15 protein-coding genes and 4 pseudogenes are annotated in these 21,365 nt (G+C 68.4%); 8 read left to right on the top strand and 11 right to left on the bottom strand.

Annotated features, from left to right (window positions below; all coding sequences use genetic code 11):
* Positions 1-214: 214 nt before the first annotated feature.
* Both ACZ67Q_RS35710 and ACZ67Q_RS35705 read right to left on the bottom strand, forming a co-directional pair.
* Positions 215-877 carry a response regulator gene (locus tag ACZ67Q_RS35710; protein WP_471190692.1) on the bottom strand — a complete coding sequence of 221 codons (663 nt, stop codon included), beginning with the start codon at positions 875-877 and terminating at the stop codon, positions 215-217.
* Positions 874-2,001: a sensor histidine kinase gene (locus tag ACZ67Q_RS35705; RefSeq protein ID WP_471190690.1), complete on the bottom strand. Its 1,128-nt coding sequence runs from the start codon at positions 1,999-2,001 to the stop codon at positions 874-876. The genes ACZ67Q_RS35710 and ACZ67Q_RS35705 overlap by 4 nt, the downstream gene beginning before the upstream one ends.
* 218 nt (positions 2,002-2,219) lie before the next feature.
* On the opposite strand from ACZ67Q_RS35705, the gene ACZ67Q_RS35700 reads away from it, so the two are divergent.
* Positions 2,220-2,591, top strand: a complete 372-nt coding sequence (locus tag ACZ67Q_RS35700; RefSeq protein ID WP_471190688.1) for a DUF6223 family protein — start codon at positions 2,220-2,222, stop codon at positions 2,589-2,591.
* 724 nt (positions 2,592-3,315) lie between these two features.
* On the opposite strand, the gene ACZ67Q_RS35695 is transcribed toward ACZ67Q_RS35700, so the two are convergent.
* From ACZ67Q_RS35695 to ACZ67Q_RS35680, 4 genes and pseudogenes are all read right to left on the bottom strand, one after another.
* Positions 3,316-4,125: a hypothetical protein gene (locus tag ACZ67Q_RS35695; RefSeq protein ID WP_471190686.1), complete on the bottom strand. Its 810-nt coding sequence runs from the start codon at positions 4,123-4,125 to the stop codon at positions 3,316-3,318.
* Positions 4,126-4,435: 310 nt separating this feature from the next.
* A complete protein-coding gene (locus ACZ67Q_RS35690) occupies positions 4,436-5,824 on the bottom strand; it encodes a glutamate decarboxylase (protein ID WP_471190684.1) in 1,389 nt (462 codons plus the stop codon).
* Positions 5,825-6,047: 223 nt separating this feature from the next.
* A pseudogene (locus tag ACZ67Q_RS35685) lies at positions 6,048-6,361 on the bottom strand (transposase family protein); the annotation flags it as partial.
* 255 nt (positions 6,362-6,616) lie between these two features.
* Positions 6,617-7,465, bottom strand: coding sequence for a LysR family transcriptional regulator (locus ACZ67Q_RS35680; RefSeq protein ID WP_471190682.1), 849 nt, complete (start codon positions 7,463-7,465; stop codon positions 6,617-6,619).
* Positions 7,466-7,569: 104 nt separating this feature from the next.
* On the opposite strand from ACZ67Q_RS35680, the gene ACZ67Q_RS35675 reads away from it, so the two are divergent.
* The gene (locus tag ACZ67Q_RS35675; RefSeq protein WP_471190680.1) at positions 7,570-8,313 is read left to right on the top strand and encodes an SDR family oxidoreductase; all 744 of its coding nucleotides are present in this window, start codon (positions 7,570-7,572) and stop codon (positions 8,311-8,313) included.
* Positions 8,314-8,634: 321 nt separating this feature from the next.
* On the opposite strand, the gene ACZ67Q_RS35670 is transcribed toward ACZ67Q_RS35675, so the two are convergent.
* Entirely contained in the window at positions 8,635-9,522 is an 888-nt protein-coding gene (locus ACZ67Q_RS35670; protein WP_471190808.1) for a LysR family transcriptional regulator, read from the bottom strand.
* A gap of 203 nt (positions 9,523-9,725) precedes the next feature.
* Between ACZ67Q_RS35670 and ACZ67Q_RS35665 the strand changes: the two genes are divergently transcribed.
* The 3 genes and pseudogenes from ACZ67Q_RS35665 to ACZ67Q_RS35655 all read left to right on the top strand — a co-directional run bounded on the left by ACZ67Q_RS35665 (position 9,726) and on the right by ACZ67Q_RS35655 (position 10,993).
* Positions 9,726-10,031, top strand: a complete 306-nt coding sequence (locus ACZ67Q_RS35665; protein ID WP_471190678.1) for a DUF1330 domain-containing protein — start codon at positions 9,726-9,728, stop codon at positions 10,029-10,031.
* A gap of 56 nt (positions 10,032-10,087) precedes the next feature.
* A pseudogene (locus tag ACZ67Q_RS35660) lies at positions 10,088-10,596 on the top strand (hypothetical protein); the annotation flags it as partial.
* A gap of 28 nt (positions 10,597-10,624) precedes the next feature.
* Positions 10,625-10,993 carry a hypothetical protein gene (locus tag ACZ67Q_RS35655; RefSeq protein ID WP_471190676.1) on the top strand — a complete coding sequence of 123 codons (369 nt, stop codon included), beginning with the start codon at positions 10,625-10,627 and terminating at the stop codon, positions 10,991-10,993.
* A gap of 339 nt (positions 10,994-11,332) precedes the next feature.
* Here the strand turns inward: ACZ67Q_RS35655 and ACZ67Q_RS35650 are convergent, their stop codons facing one another.
* A complete protein-coding gene (locus ACZ67Q_RS35650; protein ID WP_471190674.1) occupies positions 11,333-12,082 on the bottom strand; it encodes a transposase in 750 nt (249 codons plus the stop codon).
* 183 nt (positions 12,083-12,265) lie between these two features.
* Between ACZ67Q_RS35650 and ACZ67Q_RS35645 the strand changes: the two genes are divergently transcribed.
* The 3 genes and pseudogenes from ACZ67Q_RS35645 to ACZ67Q_RS35635 all read left to right on the top strand — a co-directional run.
* Positions 12,266-12,406 carry a hypothetical protein gene (locus ACZ67Q_RS35645; RefSeq protein ID WP_471190814.1) on the top strand — a complete coding sequence of 47 codons (141 nt, stop codon included), beginning with the start codon at positions 12,266-12,268 and terminating at the stop codon, positions 12,404-12,406.
* A gap of 44 nt (positions 12,407-12,450) precedes the next feature.
* A pseudogene (locus ACZ67Q_RS35640) lies at positions 12,451-12,549 on the top strand (ISAzo13-like element transposase-related protein); the annotation flags it as partial.
* Position 12,550: 1 nt separating this feature from the next.
* A pseudogene (locus ACZ67Q_RS35635) lies at positions 12,551-12,757 on the top strand (transposase); the annotation flags it as partial.
* 406 nt (positions 12,758-13,163) lie between these two features.
* Here ACZ67Q_RS35635 and ACZ67Q_RS35630 read toward each other — a convergent pair.
* From ACZ67Q_RS35630 to ACZ67Q_RS35620, 3 genes are all read right to left on the bottom strand, one after another.
* Entirely contained in the window at positions 13,164-18,656 is a 5,493-nt protein-coding gene (locus ACZ67Q_RS35630) for a DUF6531 domain-containing protein (RefSeq protein WP_471190672.1), read from the bottom strand.
* Between the two features lie 525 nt (positions 18,657-19,181).
* Entirely contained in the window at positions 19,182-19,628 is a 447-nt protein-coding gene (locus tag ACZ67Q_RS35625; protein WP_471190670.1) for a hypothetical protein, read from the bottom strand.
* Positions 19,625-20,830 carry an IS256 family transposase gene (locus tag ACZ67Q_RS35620; RefSeq protein WP_471190806.1) on the bottom strand — a complete coding sequence of 402 codons (1,206 nt, stop codon included), beginning with the start codon at positions 20,828-20,830 and terminating at the stop codon, positions 19,625-19,627. The genes ACZ67Q_RS35625 and ACZ67Q_RS35620 overlap by 4 nt, the downstream gene beginning before the upstream one ends.
* Positions 20,831-21,365: the final 535 nt, after the last annotated feature.

Below are 21,365 nucleotides of genomic sequence, written 5' to 3'. Positions count from 1 at the left end.
CCCAAAGCAGAGCCACACTCGGCGTCACCCCACGGGTCCACCCCCGCCGTTCCGATGCGGAACCCTCGACATACCGAAGGGCTGAGCATCGGAGATGTCCATCGGCGCCGACCCCGGCGCACGGTCACACCTGCGCGATCCGGGCCGGACGTTCACCGCCCCGCTGCGCGCGACGTCCTGCCCCAGCTCCGCACATGACGTGCGTGACGCACGGTCAAGATGTGCGCGGGGTCACCAAGCCTGACTCGTAGGCGACGACCACGAGTTGGGCCCGGTCACGGGCCTGGAGCTTGGTCATGGCCCGATTGATGTGGGTTTTCGCGGTCAGCGGGCTGATCGCCATGCGGTCGGCGATCTCGTCGTTGGACAGACCCTGCGCGGCCAGGACAACGGCCTCGCGTTCGCGGCTCGTCAGCTCCTCCAGCCCCGTGCCGGTGCCGGTGGGGAGCGGCTGGGTGACGTAACGGTTGATCAGCTTGCGGGTGATCGAGGGCGCGAGCAGGGCGTCGCCACGAGCGGCGACACGCACGGCGTGCAGGAAGTCCTCCGGCACGACGTCCTTGACCAGGAATCCGGCAGCGCCGGCGCGCAGGGCGTCGAAGACGTACTCGTCCAAGCCGTAGTTGGTCAGGATGACCACGTGCACCGCGGCCAGGGCCGGGTCCGCGGCGATGTGCCGGGTTGCCTCGATGCCGTCGACGACCGGCATCTGGATGTCGATGAGCGCGACATCGGGCAGGTGCTCCTTGGCGAGTTCCAGGCCCTCGCTGCCGTTGGCGGCCTCGGCCACCACCTCGATGTCGTCCTCGAGGTCGAGGAGGGCGCGGAATCCGCTGCGGATGAGGGGCTGGTCGTCGACCAGCAGGACACGGATCACGATGTCCGGTCCACGGGGAGTTCGGCCTGGACGCTGAAGCCGCCCCCGTCACGTGGTTCCGCGCGTAGCCGGCCGCCGAGGGCGGTGACACGTTCGCGCATGCCGAGTAGCCCGAGGCCGGGCAGCGGGGCGGTGGCCGAGGTCGCCTTGCCATCGTCGTCGATGCGTATGGCGAGGGAATCCGGAAGGCAGTCGATGCGGACCACCGCGGTGGTGGCGTCGGCGTGCCGGGCGACGTTGGTGAGCGCCTCCTGCACGAGCCGGTAGACGGTACGGTCCACCGCAGCCGGTACGTCGCGCTGCCGCCCGTCGATCGTCAGCGTGGCGTCCAGGCCCAACGTCCGGGACTTCTCCACCAGTTCCGGAACGTCGGCGAGCCCGCGCGGCGGGGTCGTGTCGTCGTCGCGCAACGCCTCAAGGGTGGCGCGCAGTTCCCGGCTGGCCTCACGGCCCGCCTCCTGGATCGCCAGCATCGCTTCCGGCACCTGCTTGCCGAGTCTGCGGGTCAGATGGACCGCGACCTCGGCCTGCACCTTGATGACCGAGATCTGATGAGTGAGTGAATCGTGCAACTCCCGCGCGATGCGCAGCCGCTCCTCATCGGCTCGCCGTCGCGCGGTCTCCTCCCGGGTCCGCTCGGCCTCCTCGGCCCGCCGCTCGGCCTGCCGCACCGCCTCCCCCGCGGCGAAGGCGGCGATCAGCCAGGCGATCTCCAGCACGCCGCCGCCCCGCCCGAACGCCTCGCGCACCGGCTCGTCCTGGAAGACCAGCGCCGTCAGGTGGGAAGCGGCCAGCGTGGCGAGGGATACCGCCACGGTGACGGCGCGGTGTCCGGCCCGCACCGCGCCGTACACCCCGACCAGATACGAGACGGCGAGCACGTCGAACCCGGCCGCCTGATAACCCACCGCACACAGCCCGGTAACGGCCAGGACCAGAAGCGGAGCCCGGCGGCCGGCGGCCAGCGCCAGCCCGCCGGCGGCCAGCAGCGCATAGCCGAGCGGGACGCTGTTCGCCGTGGAGCTCGCACCGGACAGCCCGGTGCTCACCAGCAGCGCCGCCACGCCGACGGCGACCGCCCAGTCCCGGACACCGGCCGGGACACCGAATCGTCCTCTGCCCATAGGCGCACCTTAGCCGGACGCCCGTACGGGCGAGTCCCGCTCACGAACGAGCGGCCGCCTACCGCGCCCGCGGTACCCGCGCGTCGTCTGCCGCACCCGCGGTAGGCGCATGAACCACCGGCAGCAGGACGGATTGTCTGCGTCCGCTGGACGACTGACGGCGGGACCGTCCCACATGCTGGGCCGACATCGAATCGCAGGAGACGAGGAGACCTCTGATGGCAGTCCAGTCCGTGCTTGCCGCGTCGGCAGCCGCGCACATCGCAGTCCAGTCGGCCGCCACCACCGGCCTGACCTCCGGGAGGCTGGTGGGCACCACGGCCGCCGTCGTGGCACTGGCCGGTGTGGTCATCGGCGGACTGGCTCTGGCCCGCCCCACCGATCGTCCCGGCATCGGCAGCAGCAGGGCCGTCATGGCCCTGGCGGCGGGACTGGCCGGCCTGGCCATGGGCGTGGCGAACCTGGCCGTCGCCGACGGCGGCCCCGGCACCGGCAACGGAGTGATCGGCGGCGCCATGGCCCTGGCACTGGGGCTGATCGGCACGGCTCTCGGCGGCCTGGCACTGACCCGCGCTCGGCGCACTGGCTGACAGCGACGGATACGGGCACGCGTTCACGCCTGTCTGAAGGCCCACCAGAAAAGGGCCGTCCTCCACGACGCCCCGCTCGAGGAGTGCGTACGAAGTGGACGGCGAGCCGGTTGAGGGCTTCCACGAGTTCAACAAGCGCCTCGGCGCAGCGGCGGACGTCCGCGAGGACCAGTTCGTCGCGCGCCCACGGCATCCTCGTGCGCGGTCTGTCCGATCAGACGCGCTTGCCCCGCGCGAACAGCAGCAGCCCCAGGCATCTTCGCCTGGGGCTGTCCGCATCAGTGGGGCACGTCAGGTGGGGCGCGTCGGTGGGGGAGAGGCCCGGGCGGGCACGGTGCCGGGCCGCGGGATGCCGATGCCGCCTGGGCGAACGAACCGGCAACAGGGGACCAACGCGTACCCACAGGTCATCAGGTACGAGATCAGCAGGCACACACCAGATCCTGCCCACGTACCCCGCACGGCAGCCGATCGACCGCTCGGACCACCGGGATCGGCGCCGGATGATCATGCGGTTCTGGAGGCGACCGCACGACGAACGTGCGCAGCCCGGCGACCAGGACCATGATGGCGAACGGCGTGGAGGCGCGGTCCAGGGGATGTGCGTAGTAGCGGCCGGCAGCGCGGCGACCGACGCCACCACCTGCAGCACCATCCACGCGATCCGCCGGGGGAGATCCGGGGCCATGGACCGGGCGACGCGTGCTGTCGGGGCGCGGCCCGGTCAAGGCCTGCGCCGCTCCCTGCCCAGGGCGCCCCGGAACGACAGGCCGTGCTCCGTCCACACCAGGCCGAGTGCCGCCCCCAGGACCAGAACCACCCCGATCGCGATGAAGAAGGACATCAACGCGAACACGGTCCCGATCAACCCGTATCTCTTGTCGTAGCTGACGATCAGGCCGGAGAAGATCACCGCGAACACCGCCATCATGCCCACCCAGCAGACGCCCGTGGCGACGGCGCACGGCAACAGCCTGCGCCAGGCGATCTTCCCGGCCAGCAGGAACCACATCGACAACCAGAAGAAGCCGATGCTCAACACGGTGTGCATGATCCAGAACAGCACCGGACCGGTCCCACGCAGCCCCGGCCCCGCCCAAACGGCGAACAGCACGCCCACGACCAGCGCTAGCCAGACGAGAGCGCGCACCGAGTCCGCCGCACCCCGGGCCTGCACGTCGAACACCCGCTGGTACAGCTGCTGGACGGCCTTCGCCCCGGCCAGTCCGGCCAGGACGAAGAACACCCAGGACAGCCCGGTCACCGCGGCGGAAATGGCAGAGGAAGAGGCGAACAGCTTGCCGACGTCGGCCGCGGCCTGCTCGTCGAGGCCCAGGCGATGTGACAGCGACGATGCCGCCGACTGCCCGGCCAGAGCAGTCACGATCAAGAAGAAGGGCACCGCGCACAGCAGCAGCGTGGAGGCCAGCACCATGGCCTGGCTGATGAAGTCCACCGCGTCCAGCCGCTGCCACAGGGAATCGGCCCACGACCCGGTGTACTTCCCTCTGCCCCACTCTGCCGCCCGTCGCACACGGCCGACGCCTCGCCGCGCCGCGAACCCGCCCTCCGACTCCCGGGGGCCGGCAGGCTCCGACGACTGCACCCGTGGCTCGCCGCCCTCGCTCCTCGGAATTCCGTTCGACGAATTCATGTTCCTCTCCCGGTGATCGTTCACCTGGAGGCCGGCGATCGGCTCAAGCGCGCGGACGGGAGACCCGGCAAGCGGCGATCAGACAGCCGCGTGTACGCCCTACCTCGATCGTCTCTCGTCCTCGTCCCCCGCGCAGCGGCCGGACTGCCCCCTCGCGCGGGCTGGGTGCCCCCACAGTCAGTGCTTCGCGTCAGTGATGGAACCCGACACGGTCCTTGTCGTGTGGGCGGCCCTTGTCGAGCTGCCTGATGGCTCGACGCATGTCGTCGGCGAGGAGCTCGATCTCGTCGCGGTCGACCCCGTGGCGGATCAGGACGCGCTGGATGACGGTCTCCTGCCGGTCGGGCGGCAGCGGGTACGACGGCACCTGCCAGCCGCGCATTCTCAGCAGGTCGGAGAGGTCGTACAGGCTCCAGCGGACCGAGTCCGGGTCGGTGAGCGTGTAGGAGACGGCCGGCAGCGCCCCCACACCGTCGTAGAGCAACGTGAAGGGGCCCATGTCCGCGATCTGCCGCGCGAGGTGCTGGGCGGTGTCGGCGCAGGCCTGGTAGACCCGCCGGTAGCCCTCGTGCCCCAGACGCAGGAACATGAAGTACTGGACGACGACCTGGCCACCGGGGCGGGAGAAGTTCAGGGCGAGGGTGGGCATATCGCCGCCGAGGTAGTCGACGTGGAAGACAAGGTCGTCCGGCAGTGCGGCCTGGTCACGCCACAGGGCCCAGCCGACGCCGAGCGGGGCCATCCCGTACTTGTGGCCAGAGGCGTTGATCGAGGCGACCCGCGGCAGCCGGAAGTCCCACACCAGGTCGCGTTGGAGGAAGGGCGCGACGAACCCGCCCGACGCCGCGTCGACGTGCAGCGGGACGTCGAGGCCGGTCTCCACCTGCAGGCGGTCCAGCTCGGCCGCGATCTCCGCGACCGGCTCGTACGCGCAGGTGTAGGTCACGCCGAGGATCGCGACGACGCCGATGGTGTTCTCGTCGACGTACTTCCGCAGCTGGTGCGGCTGCAGGCCCGTCGCGCCGGGCTCCACGGGCACCTGCCGCAGCTCCACGTCGAAGTACCGGGCGAACTTCTCCCAGCACACTTGCACCGGCCCGCACACCAGGTTCGGACGCTCCGTCGACTGTCCCGCCGCGCGCCGCCGGTCCCGCCAGCGCCACTTCAGTGCGAGGCCGCAGAGCATGGCCGCCTCGCTGGAGCCGGTGGTCGAGCAGCCGACCGCGTTGGCCTCGTCGGCGCCGACCGGGGCGTGCCAGAGGTCGGCGAGGATGTTCACGCAGCGTGACTCGATCTCCGCTGTCTGCGGATACTCGTCCTTGTCGACGATGTTCTTGTCGAGGCACAGGTCCATCAGGCGGCGGACCTCGTCGTCCGTCCAGGTCGTGCAGAAGGTGGCAAGATTCTGCGCGGCGTTGCCGTCCAGCAGCAGTTCGTTGCGCAGCAGTTGGAAGACGACGGGCGGCGAGGCGGGCAGCTCCGGCATGGCCCGCTTGGGCAGCGGACGCTCGCTCAGCGGCGAGGCGAAGATGTCGACGGCGGGATCGGCCGCCTGCTCTTGAGCATTGTGCAGCGCCACCAGTCACCTCACGTGTCAGCTCTCGGACTCAAATCAGACATTACTGAGCAGCCCTGGCGTTCGGCATGAGCACGTACGCCATTTGTGCGCGACGGGCGAGCTTCGACCTGCTGCGCCCCGGAAGTCCCGAGTCCGGCGTGTCCAGGTATTCCCGCCTCCGGACGTCGTCACGGCCCCGGGCCCGCCGGGACGAGCTCGCTGCTGGACAGAGGAGGGTGAAACCTCAGTGCCCAGCCTCCCGAACGCCATCGACCCTCGCGGCCCGGGTGACTGGTCCCGAGCAGCGGAGTGTGCGGAGGATCCGCCAGGACTTTGGGGCGGCGATGGCTTGTTCGACCAGGGCCCGGAGCTTTGCATGGGATCGGTTGGCGGCCTGCTGGCCTGCTGGCCGGCGGAGAGGCGGTTCCGCCGGTCGCGGTACGGGAGACGGACCGTGCCGCTTGCGCCCTGGTAGCCCTTGTCGGCCCAGCAGGTGATGCCGGCCTTGGCGAGAGCGCAGATGATGCCGAGCTCCCGGGCCGCCCGGACATGACGGACGGGTGCCCATGCCATCCATGACACGGGTCGAATTCCGGGCCTGCTGTCAACCAATTGTTGAGCCGAGGCGCGATAGGTGTCGCCAAGGCAAGCTTGTTGTCACTTGGCCTCGGAGCCTGGCTGTGCCAGGGGCGCGGGGTTCTGGCAACGCCAGTGCAGGCCAGTCACCTCGTACCGCAGATGTCCGGGACCTGATGGAAGACCGGACGCTGTCCCCGACATCCAGCACAACGTCCCGGCGTTCACCGCCGTCGGTCACAGGGCGGTGGCGGCGCGGACCAGCCCCGCGACCGCCGTTGAGCGGCTGTGTGGGGGCCAGGCGATGACCGTGGTGACGTGAGGGGCGTCGGGGACCGGTACGGCGATGAGGTCCTCGCGCAGTCCGGTGAGGCCCGACTCCGGGACGACCGCGCAGGCGCGGCCGAGGGCGATGAGCTGGGTGAGTTGCGTGTGGTCGCGCACCTGCGGTCCGGGGCCGTCCGGGAAGGTGCCGTCAGGGCGAGGCCAGCGGGGCAGGGGCAGGTCGGGCAGGTCGGTGACCTCGGCGAGCCGCACGTGGGGGCGGGCGCTGAGAGGGTGGCCCGTTGGGAGGATCGCGACCTGACCCTCGCAGTGCAGGTCCTCGGTGTCGAAGCCGGCCGTGTCGTCGAACGGCCGATGCAGCAGGGCTACGTCGGCCCGGCCGTCGTGCAGCAACCGTGCCTGCTCGCCCGGCCCGCACAGCACGACGTCCACGGCGATGGCGCCGGGCTCGGCGGCGTAGGCGTCGAGGAGTTTCGCCAGCAGTTCACCGGAGGCGCCCGCCTTCGCCGCCAGGACCACGGCGGGGCGGCCGGTCGCGGCGAGGGCGGCCCGGCGGGTGCGCCGTTCGGCGGCCTCGACGGCGTTCAGCGCGGCCCGCGCCTCCCGCAGCAGCACCGCCCCTGCGCCGGTCAGGGAAACACCCCGAGGGTCGCGCTCCAGCAGGAGGATGCCCAGGCGCCGTTCGAGTCCGCTGATCGCCCGCGACAGTGGGGGTTGGGCGATCCCGAGCCGTTGCGCGGCCCGGCCGAAGTGCAGCTCTTCGGCGACCGCGACGAAGTACCGCAGCTCACGTGTCTCCACCCCGCCAGCCTAACCGGGCCGACCAGGAGCGATACCCGGGCGGTATCGCCGTCCACCCAGTCGGTCTTGGACGCCCTGCCCGATGGGGGAGAAGTATCGATGTCATGAGTGAGACGAACACTGTGAACCACCCCAAGGTCGCGCTGGTGACCGGGGCCAACAAGGGCATCGGGTACGAGATCGCCGCCGGGCTCGGCGCCCTCGGCTGGTCCGTCGGTATCGGCGCGCGGAACGAGGAACGGCGCGAGGCCGCTGTGGACAAGCTGCGCGCGGCCGGAGCCGATGCGTTCGGCGTGCCGCTGGACGTGACCGACGACGCGAGCGTGACAGCGGCGGCTCGGCTGATGGAGGAGCGGGCCGGGCGGCTCGACGCGCTCGTCAACAATGCGGGGATCACCGGGGGCGGGCCGCAGGAGCCCACCACGGTCGACGTGAACCGGGTACGGGCGGCCGTGGAGACGAACGTGATCGGCGTCATCCGCGTCACCAACGCCCTGCTGCCGCTGCTGCGCCGCTCGCCGTCACCGCGGATCGTGAACGTCTCCAGCAGCGTCGGCTCCCTCACACTCCAGACCACGCCTGGCGCCGAGACCGGTCCCATCGCCATCGCGTACGCTCCGTCGAAGACGTTCCTCAACGCCGTCACCGTGCAGTACGCCAAGGAACTGGCCGACACGCACATCCTGATCAACGCCGTCTGCCCCGGCTTCACGGCGACCGACCTCAACGGCTTCCGGGGGGTGCGCACCGCACAGCAGGGCGCAGCCGCCGCGATCCGGCTGGCCACCGTATCGGCCGAGGGGCCGACGGGCCGCTTCTTCGACGACGAGGGAGAGTTGCCCTGGTGACGTGCTTCCGGTTCGCGCCGCCCCGAGGAGATCGCGCAAGCCAGTCCTCGTGACCGGCGCCGTCACGCCAGGTCGGTACGGCGGTCGAGCCCGAGCCGCCGGCGGCCGACCGACGAGGTGAGGGACCGAAAGGCACCGAGCGCCTGTGACAAGCAGCCTGCCTTCCAGGTGACAACCAGGCTGCTTCGGCCCGGCCCTTCTGCCAGGCTACGCGGCTCCGCGGGTGACAACCATCGAGCTTTCGGCACGTCGACTGAGCCGAAAGCGCGAGGCCTTCGGCCTCGCCACCGCAGACGTCCGTCTCGCTTGACCTCTTGCGCGTCATTCCGGCAGCCAGTGCAGCTCGTGCGCCAGGGCTTTGGCGACGGCGCGGATGCGGCGGTGCAGTGGCGACTGCTCGGGTGGGAGGACTAGGTGGATCGTCAGGCTGGGCGCGCCCCGCAGAGGTCGCCAGGTGAGACCGGCCGGTTGTGCCGTGACCGCGGCTTCTCCGGCCGGGGCGAGGGTTTCCCCGTCGCGCAGGTCACGCTGAGACATGTCGAAAGAGACTGCGGGCGTGTGGAATCGGGGGTGTGGTCGGGTGTCTCGGAACAGTGCGGACAGCTGATCGTGGATCACGGGGTTGGCCGCACGGTTCGGGAGTCGCAGCGGATACGCGGCCGCGTCGGCGATCTCGATCTCCGGGTGCTCGGCCAGCGGATGGTGCTGCGCCAGCTGGACCCCGATGCGCTGACGCCGCAGCAGGAACCGGCGCACGCCACGGCCCGGCTGTTCACCCCGGGTGATGCCGGCATCTATGCGGCCGTCGGCGACCGCGGGGGTGATCTCCGGTGTCGCCATCGGGACCGCGCTGACCTCGAGTCCGCTGTTGCCGCGCATCAGCCTGTCCACCAGGGCTGGTGCCGTCTCTGCCCCCGCGCTGAGGCTGTATCCGATGCGCAGCGTGCCCAGTTCGCCGGCCGCCGCGCTCTTGGCGGTGTCCCATGCCCGGTCCAGCGCCGCCAGCGCGGGCGGCGCGGACTCTGCCAAAGCCGCACCGGCCGGGGTCAATACGACGCTACGCGTGTTGCGGACCAGCAGGGCCGTACCGAGTTCCGCCTCCAATCGGCGCATCCGGGCGCTGAGTGCGGGCTGCGCGATGCCGATCCGAGCGGCCGCGCGGGTGAAGTTCAACTCCTGCGCCAGCACCAGGAAGTACCGCAGACTCACCGTATCCGGCGCCACGTGCGCTCCTTGCCGATTGATAACGATCCGTTCTGAGCCTATCCCGTACCGGTCTTTCCCTGGACCGCACATCAAGCCCTAACCTGCGCATATGACGATTCCACTGACCGCAGTACCTGTCGGCGGGATCGATCGAGCTGAGTGTCAATTAGAAGTTGGGCGTGTCCGGCCCAACACAGGAGGTTTCCATGGCTAAGGGCTACTGGGTCAGCGTCTACCCCGCCGTTTCCGGCCCTGAGGGGCTGACTGCCTACGACAAGCTGGCCGGTTCGGCTGTCCAGGCCGGGGGCGGGCGCGTCCTGTCCCGGATCCCGTCCCGTGGCGGTCGAGTCGTCGCCCACGAGGCCGGGATAGCGCAACGCGTCGTTCTGATCGAGTTCGACAGCTTTGAACAGGCCGTCGCGGCATACGAGAGCGAGGCATACCGGAAGGCGTTGGTGGCCCTTCCCGACGGCTTCGAGCGCGACTTCCGCATCATCGAAGGCATCGCCTGACCAGGGGGCTCAGTCAGCGCTGAGCATCCGTCTCGCGAGGCGGCACAGCAAGACTCAGGTGGGCGCTGGCCGGCATGGCCTGCTACAAAAAGGCCAGTGGTCCCGGCTCATCTGCTCGCGGTCCGTGAGTACTGGGGCCGCAAGCACGAGCCGAAGGGTGTCGGATGGCAAGACTTGCGCGACCTGATCCTCCGTGCCCGCATCCAACTCGGCGGACCGATCGTGCTGGTCTGGGACAAGGTCCGCCTTCGCCTGACCACCGGCATGAGGGAGTGCATCGACACGAGCGTCGAGTGGCTCACACCGTGTTCCAGCTGCCTACCTGCGCTCCCGACTGCCTACCTGCGCTCCCGACCTGAATTCCGAGGAAGGCAGCTGGTCGCTGGTCAAGCGAGGCATCGGCAACCTTGCCGCGGCCGACCTTCGGCAGATCACCCGGACGGTGAAACGTCGGCTCAAGCAGATCCAGTACCGCCCTGATGCGGTCGACGGCAGCCTCGCTGGCACGGGCCTCGGCATGTACCCAGCCCCTGACGGACGCGATAGTGAAATGCCCGGGGGCTGACGACGCCAGGCGTGGCAGCATCATGGCCGTGTCTTCGCTGACCTGGTACTACGACGGCGATCTGTACTGCGCCCTCATCACCGAGACGGGTACGGGGGAGGGCCGGATGGCGCATTTCGAGCTCAGTGAGGCCCGCGTGGTTTCCGGTAGCCCCTCTTCCATGCCTGCTTCACCGGCTTCAGGACCGGCGGCTGTGACGGTGATTGCCTACGCGCCCGAGGAAGAGAAGCCGACCGAGGTCTACTTCGACACAATGCGAACGTTTCCGTTCGCCGTCCGCCAGCACTTCGTAGGCTCGTCGCCTCACTCCTGGCAAGCACGGAATCGTAGAACAGCCGTCCCGGCGGCACATCAAGACGCAGGTGCACATCACCAGATCAGGTTCAATAGCCGATAGGATGCGATCGAAAAGTTCTTGTTGCCGCTCGACCCCATGGCGGGGGAGGTGAACCTGTCATCTCCCCGTCACAGTGGTCGTGTCTACTGTCTGGAAATCTCGCATGACGAACTTCGTTCCCCTCGGAATATTCGGTAGGATAGCGAGTCAGTCCGATTTCTCGATAAACGCTGAGGAACTCCGGCGTCAGGTGAACGTTATTCCAAATGGGGAACGGAAAAAGATCGCCGAATACCTGCGTTCCGGCACTCCCATCATCGCCCTGATGGGATACTCGGAGGACATCCTGGACAACAAGTTCTCCTGCTCGGGGGGCACTGCCCTTATGAGTGAGCGTTTTCAGCGTTGCCTCTCCAGGGTGAGGACGGCTTTGGCGATGACGGTCATGCGGTTGGGGCTGATGCGAGCCCTGCGGAAGATCTGCCAGGACTTCAGTCGTGCTATGCCGCGTTCGACGGGGGCTCGTGCTTGGGCGAGGGCGCGGTTGAGGGTGCGTTGGGTGGGGGTGAGCTCACCGCCGGGCGGGCGTTTGAGGCCCGTGGCGACCCAGGGGCCGGCGCCGGTGTAGGCGCGGTCGGCGAGGATTGGGACGCCCTGGCGTTCGCAGATCCGGATGACGCGCTGGGTGCGGGCGGCGGTCAGGTCGTGGGTGCGGCCCGGCAGGGCGGGCGAGACCCACAGCACTTTCCCGGCGGGATCGGTGACGACCTGGATGTTCACGCCGTGGCGGCGGTGCTTGGCGGAGTAGTCGCCTCGGCTGTCGCCGACCCGGTCGCACTCGGCGAGCGTGCCGTCGAGGAGGACGAAGTCCGGTTCGTGGTCGCGCAGCGTCTTCAGCAAGCCGGGTGCGCCGTCGGCGAGCAGGCCGGTGACGGCGGTGACGTAGGCGTGTGCGGTGCCGACGGATATGCCGAAGCCGGCCGCGATGCGGGCAAGGGTGTCGTGGCGGCGCAGGTACACGAGTGCGACGAGCGCACGCCGGTGCGGCGGGAGCTTGCACCGCCGGTCACCCTCGCGGGTGACGATGAGCATCGTGACCCACTCGACCAGAGCGTGAGGCAGGTCGAGTGCGGCAGGATACGGAACCAACAGGGCTCCTGTGCTGCTGAGTTGAGACGTCGAACACCTCTCTCAACGGCACGGGGGCCCTGTCCGTTGCGCACACCCACCGCATGACCCCTGGCGTCACTCGATCGGTGGCCACGTTGAAAAGGCTCACTGTCCGGGTCGGTGACCGTGGTCGTGGCCGCCCCGGTGGTGTCGGTGCCGTAGGTGAAGCACCAGGTCGGGCCGCTGGAGACGGTGAGCCGCTGCATGGACGTGACCCGGTCGGAGCTGTCGTACGTGAATATTGTGGCCGTGCCCTCGGGGGTGGTCACCTTGGTCACCCGGCCACTGCTGTCGTACTCGTAGCCGGTGGCCTTGCCGTTGGTGTCGGTGACCTTGGCCAGGTTTCCCGGTTGTTCTCCCACATCACCATGAACTGGCGCGGCAGGCCCCTGACCAGCCACGAAGTAATCGCCGAGAGCATCGCCGCGACCACCACCAAGGCCGGCCGGCGGCAACCGACACGACGTCACCCAGCTCCTGCCGCTGGTGGATGCGGTCCCATTGATCCGGGGTCTGCGAGGGCGACCGCGCCGTCGGCCCCGGCGACTGTACGCCGACCGGGGCTACGACTTTGACAAGTACCGCCGCCAGCTGTGGAAGCGCGGCATCAAGCCGATGATCGCCCGACGCGGCATTGCTCACGGCTCCGGACTCGAGTTCCCGCACCCCCAGCGACACAGTGGCCTCACGGACACCGGCGGCCTGGGCGACCGCTCTCGCCGACCACTTGCCGTGACCTCCCGGTAGTCAGATGGCCAATCGGTTGCGCATTACCCTCCCTCGCGCCAGCGGTCTGCATACTCGAAGGTCTCCCTCAGTGTCAGGAAACGGCATTCGCCCGTTACCAGATTCACGCAGACCGGCGTGTTGCCCCCAAGTGCCTGTGTGCTGTCGCCTTCCAAGAAGGCAACACTGTTGTAGGGGGCGATCAGTTCCGAATCCGTGACGTATACAGACTTCTCATTAATACGCACTGGTCTACCCAGAGGCAGAGCGCGTTCTCCAAGGTAAAGCCGGGCCAGCTCCAGCGCTTCGTGTTTGCTTAGTTTAGGGTTCGTGTTCACAGATTGTCCGTTCGCAGTACCTGCCATTCATCCCAGCGGCCAAGGTGCCAGGCGAAACCTTGCTGCGCATCGATGAACGCGACCTTGCCGCCGTCATTGATGACATTGAAGTAGTGGCCGACGCCCTCTCCCTTACTCCTACCGAATACAATCGCTCGAGATCCAGGGCCCCAACGTTTAAGATCTCCAACTACTCCAGTGATACCCCGTCGATGACGCCAAGGCCTGGCACTAAGGAATTCTTGCAGATGATTTGTGAAGACTATGGCGTCGTTCCCGGGAACAGCCTGCGCCGTCCTCCCTGCCAGTGCCGCATCAGCTGAGATCGCGCACAAGCCGCAGTTGTTCTCGCCTCCTTCGGGATTGACCGCCTTCTTCAGACCTGGCGTGTGTGGGGCGTAGTAGGCGTCTCCATTGAGAGTTTTCCCCGCCGACGTCATCCACCATCCGGAACGTCCGCCAGCGGCTGTGCTCCCCTTGAGACCGAACCGGAATCCTTGGAAAGCCTTCCAGGCGGGCTTGACCAGGTTACCCAATCCGCCGGTGAGGGCGCCGACGAGGAGGTCGGTGGGGGTGGTGGGCTGGCATTGGGCTGTGTTGATGGCCCAGGTGAAGCCCATGCCGATGGCGGCGTCGGTGATGGTGGCGACGGCCAGGGCGCGGCCACCGGAGAGGCCGAGGGTTGCGGCGAGGCTGGTGCCGGCGGGGGCGAGGAAGCCTCCGATGGCGCCGATGGCTGCGCCTTCGATTGTGGCGGTGGCGAAGTCGCCCCAGCTGAAGTCGTCGTGGTGCTGGAGGAGGTAGGCGCCGCCGCTGACGAGGGCTCCGATGCCGGCGCCGATGCACATCGGGCATTGGCCGGTGGGGTCGGCGAGGTTGGCGGGGTTGTTGTCGGCGTAGTTGTAGGGGGACTGGTTGGGGTTGTCCGCTGCGGCCGGGAGGGGGTCCTGTGTGGTGAAGCGGCGCTGGGTGGTGTCGTAGGAGCGGGCTCGGAGCTGGAGGCGGTCGGGGACGTAGGCGTCTTTGTACTGGCCGGTGTAGCCGTAGGGGCTGGTCTGGCCGGCGGTGATGGTGGCCTTGCCGGTCTGGTTGCCCCAGGGGCTGTAGGTGTAGTGGTAGTTGTCGGTTCCGGCCGCGTCGTAGACCGCGCTGGTGGAGCTTTGGCGGTCCTGGGTGAAGTAGTAGGTGCCGGCGGTGCGGTCCATGGAGCGGGCCGTGCCGTCGGGGTCGTACTGGTAGTCGGCGACGAGGGCACCAGCCGCGTCGGTGTCGGTGGCGATCTGGGGCAGGTCGCCGACGAGGTCCCAGCGGGAGGTGCCGGCCAGGGCGTTGTTTTTCTTGACGGTGGTGCGGTTGCCGTCGGCGTCGTAGGTGAAGGCGAAGGTGTTGGCGCCGATGGTGGCGGACTTGAGGCGGCCTGCGGGGTCGTAGGCGTAGGTGCCGTCGTCGTCCTTGGTCTGGTTGCCGTCGGCGTCGTAGGTGTAGCTGGTGGTGGCCGTGCCGGCGGTGGTGGAGGTCAGCTGGTCGCCGGCGTCGTAGGCGTAGGTCGTGGTGGTGCCGGCTTCGGCCGCGGTTTTGAGGTTGCCGGTCTTGTCGTAGGTGTAGGTGCTGCCGGTGGTGCCGGTCAGGCAGGAGGTCGCCGACGTGTCGGTGCACTGCCGCGTCATGCGGCCCGCGTCGTCGTAGGCGTAGCGGGTCGGGTAGCCGGTGGCGGGCCTGTCGGTGACCAGTCGGCCGTTCGCGTCGTAGGCGAACGCGCTGTTCAGTGTGGGCGTGGTCAGTGACGCCAGGCGGCCGGCTGCGTCGTAGGTGCGGGTCTCGGCGCGGGCGGTGGTGGTGGGCAGGGTGACGCCGGTAAAATTGCCCGCCTTGTCGTAGCCGTAGGTCAGGGCCTTGCCGTTGGTCGTCTGGGTCTTGATCCGGCCGGTCTTGTCGTAGGTGTAGCTGGTGGTCCGGCCGTCCGGGTAGGTGCGCGACTTGAGGGTGTCGTCGGTGTTCCAGGTGTAGCTGAACGGCTTGGCCGCGCCCGGCGAGCTGATGGTGAGGAGCTTGTCGTCGTTGTCGTAGGTCAGCGTGCGCGTGCCGGTGGCGTCGGTGACCTGCTGCATACGGCCGGCGTCGTCATAGGCGTATGTCTGCGCCGGGCTGCCGTCCGAGTAGGTGATCTTCGTGGGGAGGTTGCGGGCGTCGTACGTCGTGACGATGCTCTGCGCGCGGGCGTTGGTGTACTTGGTGCGGTTGCCGTCCGGGTCGTAGTCGTAGGCGACCGTCTTGCCCAGCGGGTTCTTGACCGAGGTCAGCCGGCCTTCGGCATTGTGGCCGTAGGTGGTGGTGTGGGTGTTGGCGTCCGTGCTGGTCTCGAGGGACCCGGCCGCGTTGTAGGTGAAGGACGTGACGCCGGTGTCCGGCGCGGTGATTTTCTTGATCCGGTCGAGTACGTCGTACTCGTAGGTGGTCTGCTTCTGGCGTGCGTCCGTGACCGTGGTGATGTTGCCTGCGGGGTCGTAGCCGGCGGTCTGCTTGTTGCCCAGCGGGTCGGTGACCGAGGTCTGGTTGCCCGCCTGGTCGTAGCCGTAGGCCCAGGTGTACTTGGCAGGGTCGGCGCCGGTGGCGTTGCCGCGCGGGTCGACGACCGTGGCGAGGTGGCCGTCGTCGTCGTAGGTGTAGGTGGTGCGCTCGGCTTCGGGGGAGACCTCGGCCGCCAGGTGGCTGTCGTCGTCGTACTCGTAGGAGGTGGTGTAGCCGGCCCAGGTCTTCGACGTCAGCAGCCGCTTGTCGTCGTCGTAGGTCAGTGTCATGCCGTGGCCGAGGCCGTCGGTGGTCTTCACGACACTGCCGTTGTCGTCGTAGGTGACGCTGCGCGTGTGGCCCAGCGGGTCGGTCACCGACAGCGGACGGTTGTCGGCGTCCCAGGAGAGGGCCGTGGTCTTGCCGAGCGGGTCGGTGACGGTCTTGCGGTTTCCGACCTTGTCGTAGCCGATGACCCACGTGTACGGCTTGGGGTCGACGCCGGTGACGTTGCCCCGCGCGGTGACGATCTGTATCTGGCGGCCGGCCTTGTCGTACTGGTAGGTGACCGTGGCGCCGACGCGGTTGGTCTCCTTGGCGAGGCGGCCGACCGGGTCGTAGCCCAGGAGGGTCTGCTTCAGCGCCGGGTCGGTGATGGTCGCAAGGCGGCCGACGTCGTCGTAGGCGTAGGAGGTGGTGCGCTGGGCGGCGTCCGTGACGGTGAGCAGGTTGCCGGCTTCGTCGTAGCCGTACGTCGTGGTGTTGCCGCGTGCGTCGGTGGCCGTCTTGACGCGGTCGGCGTTGTCGTAGGTGTACGACGTCGTGTACTTGGCCGGGTCGGCACCGGTGACGTTGCCTCGCGGGTCGACGACCGTCTTCACCCGCGCCGAGGCGTCGTAGGTGTAGGTGGTCTTGTTGCCCTTCGGGGTGGTGACCGAGGTGAGGTTGCCGTCCGTGTCGTAGCCGTACCTGGTCGCCTTGCCGCGCGGGGTGGTGACCGTCTCGAGCAGGCCGGTGGTGGGGTTGTAGCCGTACGTCGTCGTCTTGCCCAGCGGGTCCTTGACGGTGGTCAGCTGGTTGGCAGCGTTGTAGCCGAAGACGGTCTTGTTGTACTCGCCGTCGGTGTAGGTGGCGACGTTGCCGGCCGTGTCGTACGTCCACTCCTCGTCGGAGGCGGCGTTCGAGCGGCTCTTCAGCCGGCCCGCGCTGTCGTAGTCGTACTTGGTCTCGCGGATCTCGGCGTCGATGGCGCTGGTGCGGTTGAAAAACTTGTCGTAGCGGTAGTAGCTCTTGTTGTTCAGCGGATCGATCTGCGTGAACAGGAAGTTCTTGTAGTAGACGTCCGTCCACACACCGCCGTCCGGCGCCGTGACGTCGACCTGGTCGAAGGGGCCGTTCTTGGAGTACGCGAACGTCGTCCTGTCGTTCAGCGCGTCCGTCTGCGACGTCACCCGACCTTGGGTGTCGTACACGTTGAACGTGACCTGCTTTCCGCGGGCATCGGTCACCTTGTTCAGACGGCCGGAGGCGTCGTAGCCGTAGGTCTCCGACTTGCCGCCCAGGGCCGTCACGCCGGTGAGCTGGTCTCCGGTGTAGGTGAAGTCGACGATGCGGCCATCGGCCAGGGTGACCTTGTCCAGCCGGTCAGCGGCATACGCGAGGCTCGCCGTGTGGCCTGCAGCGTCGGTGATCGCCGTTGGCTTGCCCGCCGTGTAGGCCAGGGTCAGCCCATGGCCGGTGCGGTCCTTGACCGCTGTCAGCCGGCCCGAGGCGTCGAAGGAGTAAGCCGTGTGGTTTGCCGTCGTCAGCTTGTAGCCGCTGCCGTCGACGGCCAGCGAGGAACGGGCCTGGCCCGGCGTCGTGAACGTTCCCCCAGACTGCTTCACGTACGTGTGCCGGCTTCCGCCCTCGCCGACCAGGACGACGTCACCGTTGGCCGCGATCTGCAACCGCGTCTCCCACGGCAGCTGCCAGCCCTTGCCCAGCGCACCTGTGGCCGTGTTGTCGGAGGAGTAGACGCGTCCGACGGTCAGCGGCACGCCGGGGGCGGGGACCTGCGCGTCGGTGAAGACCTCGGTGAAGGCACCGGTGGCCGTGTTCACCGGGTCCGCGCGCATCACCGTCGTACCGGCCGCGCCGCTGGCGTCACCACAGACGGCGCTGCACTCGGCGCCGTCGGGCAGGGCCGGCACGATGTAGAACATGTTGTACGACCCACAGGACTCCGTGGCCGTGGAGTCGTCCGTCACGGTGGTGCAAGCCCAGATCGTGTAGCTCGGCACCGGCTGCGTGCACTGCGTCGTCGGGACCGTGAACGACGCGCTGACTTCCGGGAACACCTTGTCCGTGTTCAGCGTCGGCGCCTGGACCGTCTGCCCGAAGTCGAAGTACTGCACATCGTCGTTGCTCAGCCGGCAGCCGTAGTAGTCCACCTTCCAGCGCACCTTCACCGGATGCACTTCGGTGTCCGCGCCACCGGACTGCCAGATCGCCGCCTTCACCTGCACCGGCTCACCCGGCACCGCCGCGCCGATGTGGTTGCCCAGCGCCATCAGCCAACCACCCTGCTGGGCAGCCGCGTTGCCGAACGGATCGGTCGACACCTGGTACAGCGCGCCACTGGAATACGAGGCAGCGGCTGCCGTCTGCTCGCGGGTGGCGAAGGATGTCTGACGGGCAGTCTCGTGCGATGCGGGCCGGACCGGCGCCGACGTGGGGCCGGAGGACCGCAGCTGACGCTGGTTCTGCTTCAGCAGCGCGATCTGCTGGGCCGTGGCCGGCTTGCTCTTCGCCGCCGGCAGGGCATGCGGCTTGCTCGGCTTGGCCCGGTCCCTCGTCTGAGCGCGCCGCTCCTCGAGCGTCACCGGCTTCTGAGGGGCCGCCGGTCGGGGTCCGTGGTAGGCGTAACTCGCGCCACCGCCACTGGACGCCTGAGCATCCACCTTGAACAGCCAGCCGCCGCTCGCAACGACGGACAGCACCAAGGCAACGATCAACAAGCGCGCACGCGCAGACACAGCCGCCAGCACTCCCCCACCCCTTAACACAGAATGTGTGCAAGTGGTCGTGCTCGCACACAAGCCCAAGATCCTCAGGGACAAGCGATCTCTACTCAAGACTGAGACCTCAAGGCGACCGAATATCGTGGGTGAGGCCGCTCGCCGACGAATGCGTAACTTGCCCACGTCGCCAGGGAGTTGGCCACCATGAGCGTGATCACGAGCCACATCTCCCTCACCAGGACTTGACTTGATCAGAGCGTTCCCGTCGCACCTCTTGGGCACCCGACCAACCAACGGAAGCCGCCACAAGTCCCTACTGTCCCTTTTACGACCCGAGGGCCTGAGGCAGGCCGGCGGGGAAGAACCACCAGGCCGCCGACACGGGGCTGCATGCACCATGAGAGCGGACCCCAATTTCAGCCAGTTCGCAGCAGTAGCGATTCGCCGGCCTGCCCTCCACGCTTACCCCTGAGTTTCGGTTCTGGTGCAACTTCTGTGGTGTGCCTACTCCCTGTGACCGTGGGCCTTGCTGGTAGGTCCCGCGAGATGTGACCGAGCACCGTACCTGGCCCCGGTGGACAACGAGTAATAGTCCATACCTGTGGATGGGTTGCTCATGATGTTGGTGGGTTTGGTTCCCTGGATGACCTGCCAGGGGGAGCCTGGGGTGGCTGACGTGAGGTGTCGGACGCCTCGGCCTCGGAGGGTCACGAGCGCGGTGTGGACGGGGTCGAGTTCCTCGACGGAGCGGTGGTAGTTGAGGATCTGCGTCAGTTCCAGGTCGATGGCTTCCAACGAGTCGCGGATGCGGTCGAAGCGGGCTCCGCGGCGAACGGGCCCGAGTGTGCAGCGCACGGTGGCGGTGGCCTCGGTCGCGGTCACGACGGTGACCTGGTCGATTTGCAGTCCGACCTCGACCGCGTGCTTGTCCGGGTTGGCGTGCTGGGTCATGCTGCCGCCTCGGCGCGCTCGACCAGGACGCCGTTCTCGAAGTAGGCGCCGGAACGGACGACGGCGACGAGGTGGGCTCCGGTGATCGCGCGCCAGCGGGCCTGGGCGGACTCGACGAGCTTGAACACCATGGCCAGGGCGGCGGCGGGACTGCCGGCCCCGCGGGTGACCTTGGTCCGCAGCTTGACCGTGGAGAACGTGGACTCGATCGGGTTGGTGGTCCGCAGGTGGACCCAGTGCTCGGCGGGGAAGTCGTAGAACGCGAGCAGTTCGTCCCGGTCGTCGGTGATCTTCGCGACGGCCTTGGGCCACTTCGTGCCGTAGGTCTTCGCGAACGCCTCGATCGCTTTCTCGGCGTGGGCCCTGCCCTCCGCGTTGTAGATCTCCTGCATCGCCTTCGTTGCGCCCGGCTGTGTGGACTTCGGAAGACTGTTCGTGACATTCCGGGCCTTGTGGACCCAGCAGCGCTGGTGCCGTGCGGCGGGGAACACCTCGATCACAGCCTTCCACAGGCCCATCGCGCCGTCGCCGATGACCAGCTCGGGGTCGCGCATGCCGCGTCGGCGGCAGTCGCGCAGCAGGTCGGCCCAGGACTCGGTGGACTCGCGCAGGCCCTCGGCCAGCGCGATCAGCTCCTCGGTGCCGTCGAGGCGGACGCCGAGCAGGACCAGGACGCAGGAGTGGGCCTGGCCGAGTCGGACCTTGGGGTGGACGCCATCGGCCCAGACGTAGACGAAGTCGCGGTCGGACAGGTCCCGGTCCTGGAAGGCGGTGTGGTCGTCGCTCCACTGCTTCGTCAGCCGGGTCACGGTCGCGGGCGACAGGCCCGCGGTGCCGCCGAGGAACTGCTCCAGCGCGGGCACGAAGTCGCCGGAGGACAGTCCGTGCAGGTAGAGCAGCGGCAGGACCTCGGAGATCTTCGGGGACTTGCGGCACCACGGGGCCAGGATCTTCGAGGAGAACCGCTTGCGTTCGCCGGTGGCCTCGTCGACGCGGCGGTCGTTGACACGCGGCGCGGTGACCTCGACCGGGCCGGCTGCGGTGACCACGGTCCGGGGCCGGTGGTGACCGTTGCGGACCACCAGGCGTCGCCCGTGCGCGTCGGTCTCGGCGGCCAATTCAGCTATGTACTGGTTGACTTCCGCCTCCAATGCGGCAGCGAGCACGCGGCGGGCGCCCTCGCGGACGATCTCGTCGATCAGGGAGCCAGACTGGGTGGAGCCGTCGTCGGTCGCTGAGCACGGGCGTGCCTTCCCGACCCGCGCTGCAACGCGGGCCTACTCGGAGATCTTACGGATCATTCGGGAAGGTACGCCCTCCGCATCCCTCCCGGCACCGATCCACAGGTTCAGAGCATTGCTCGGACAACTTCGATGCACAAACGGGGCCGAGGCCGGGCCCTCAAGACGAGGAGGCCCAGGGGTCGTCCGACGGTTCGGGCTCTTGGGGGTGGAGCATGCAGCGAATACAGCGCCGGAGTCCCAGTTCACATCCGGCGGCGGCGTTCATCCACGGCAGGGCATCCATGGCATGCGCGCGTTCGTCTGTGGCGAAAGTGTTGATGGTCTGGTGGAGGTCCTCGGGGGCGGGTTCGTCCGTGAGGCAGAGCCAGCCGATCGCCGCAGCTAGGTTCTGTCTCTTTGGTCAGCGTCGGGTCCAGATGAGGATGCCGGCGAGGTGGAGTGCGGCCTGGTAGGCGATGGCGAGCTTGTCGGTTCGTGTGGCCAGGCCGCGCCA

The organism is Streptomyces sp. NPDC036813 (assembly GCF_055609245.1).
Note: the sequence above shows the minus strand (reverse complement) of the source record. Positions and strands in the feature narration are given on the sequence as shown.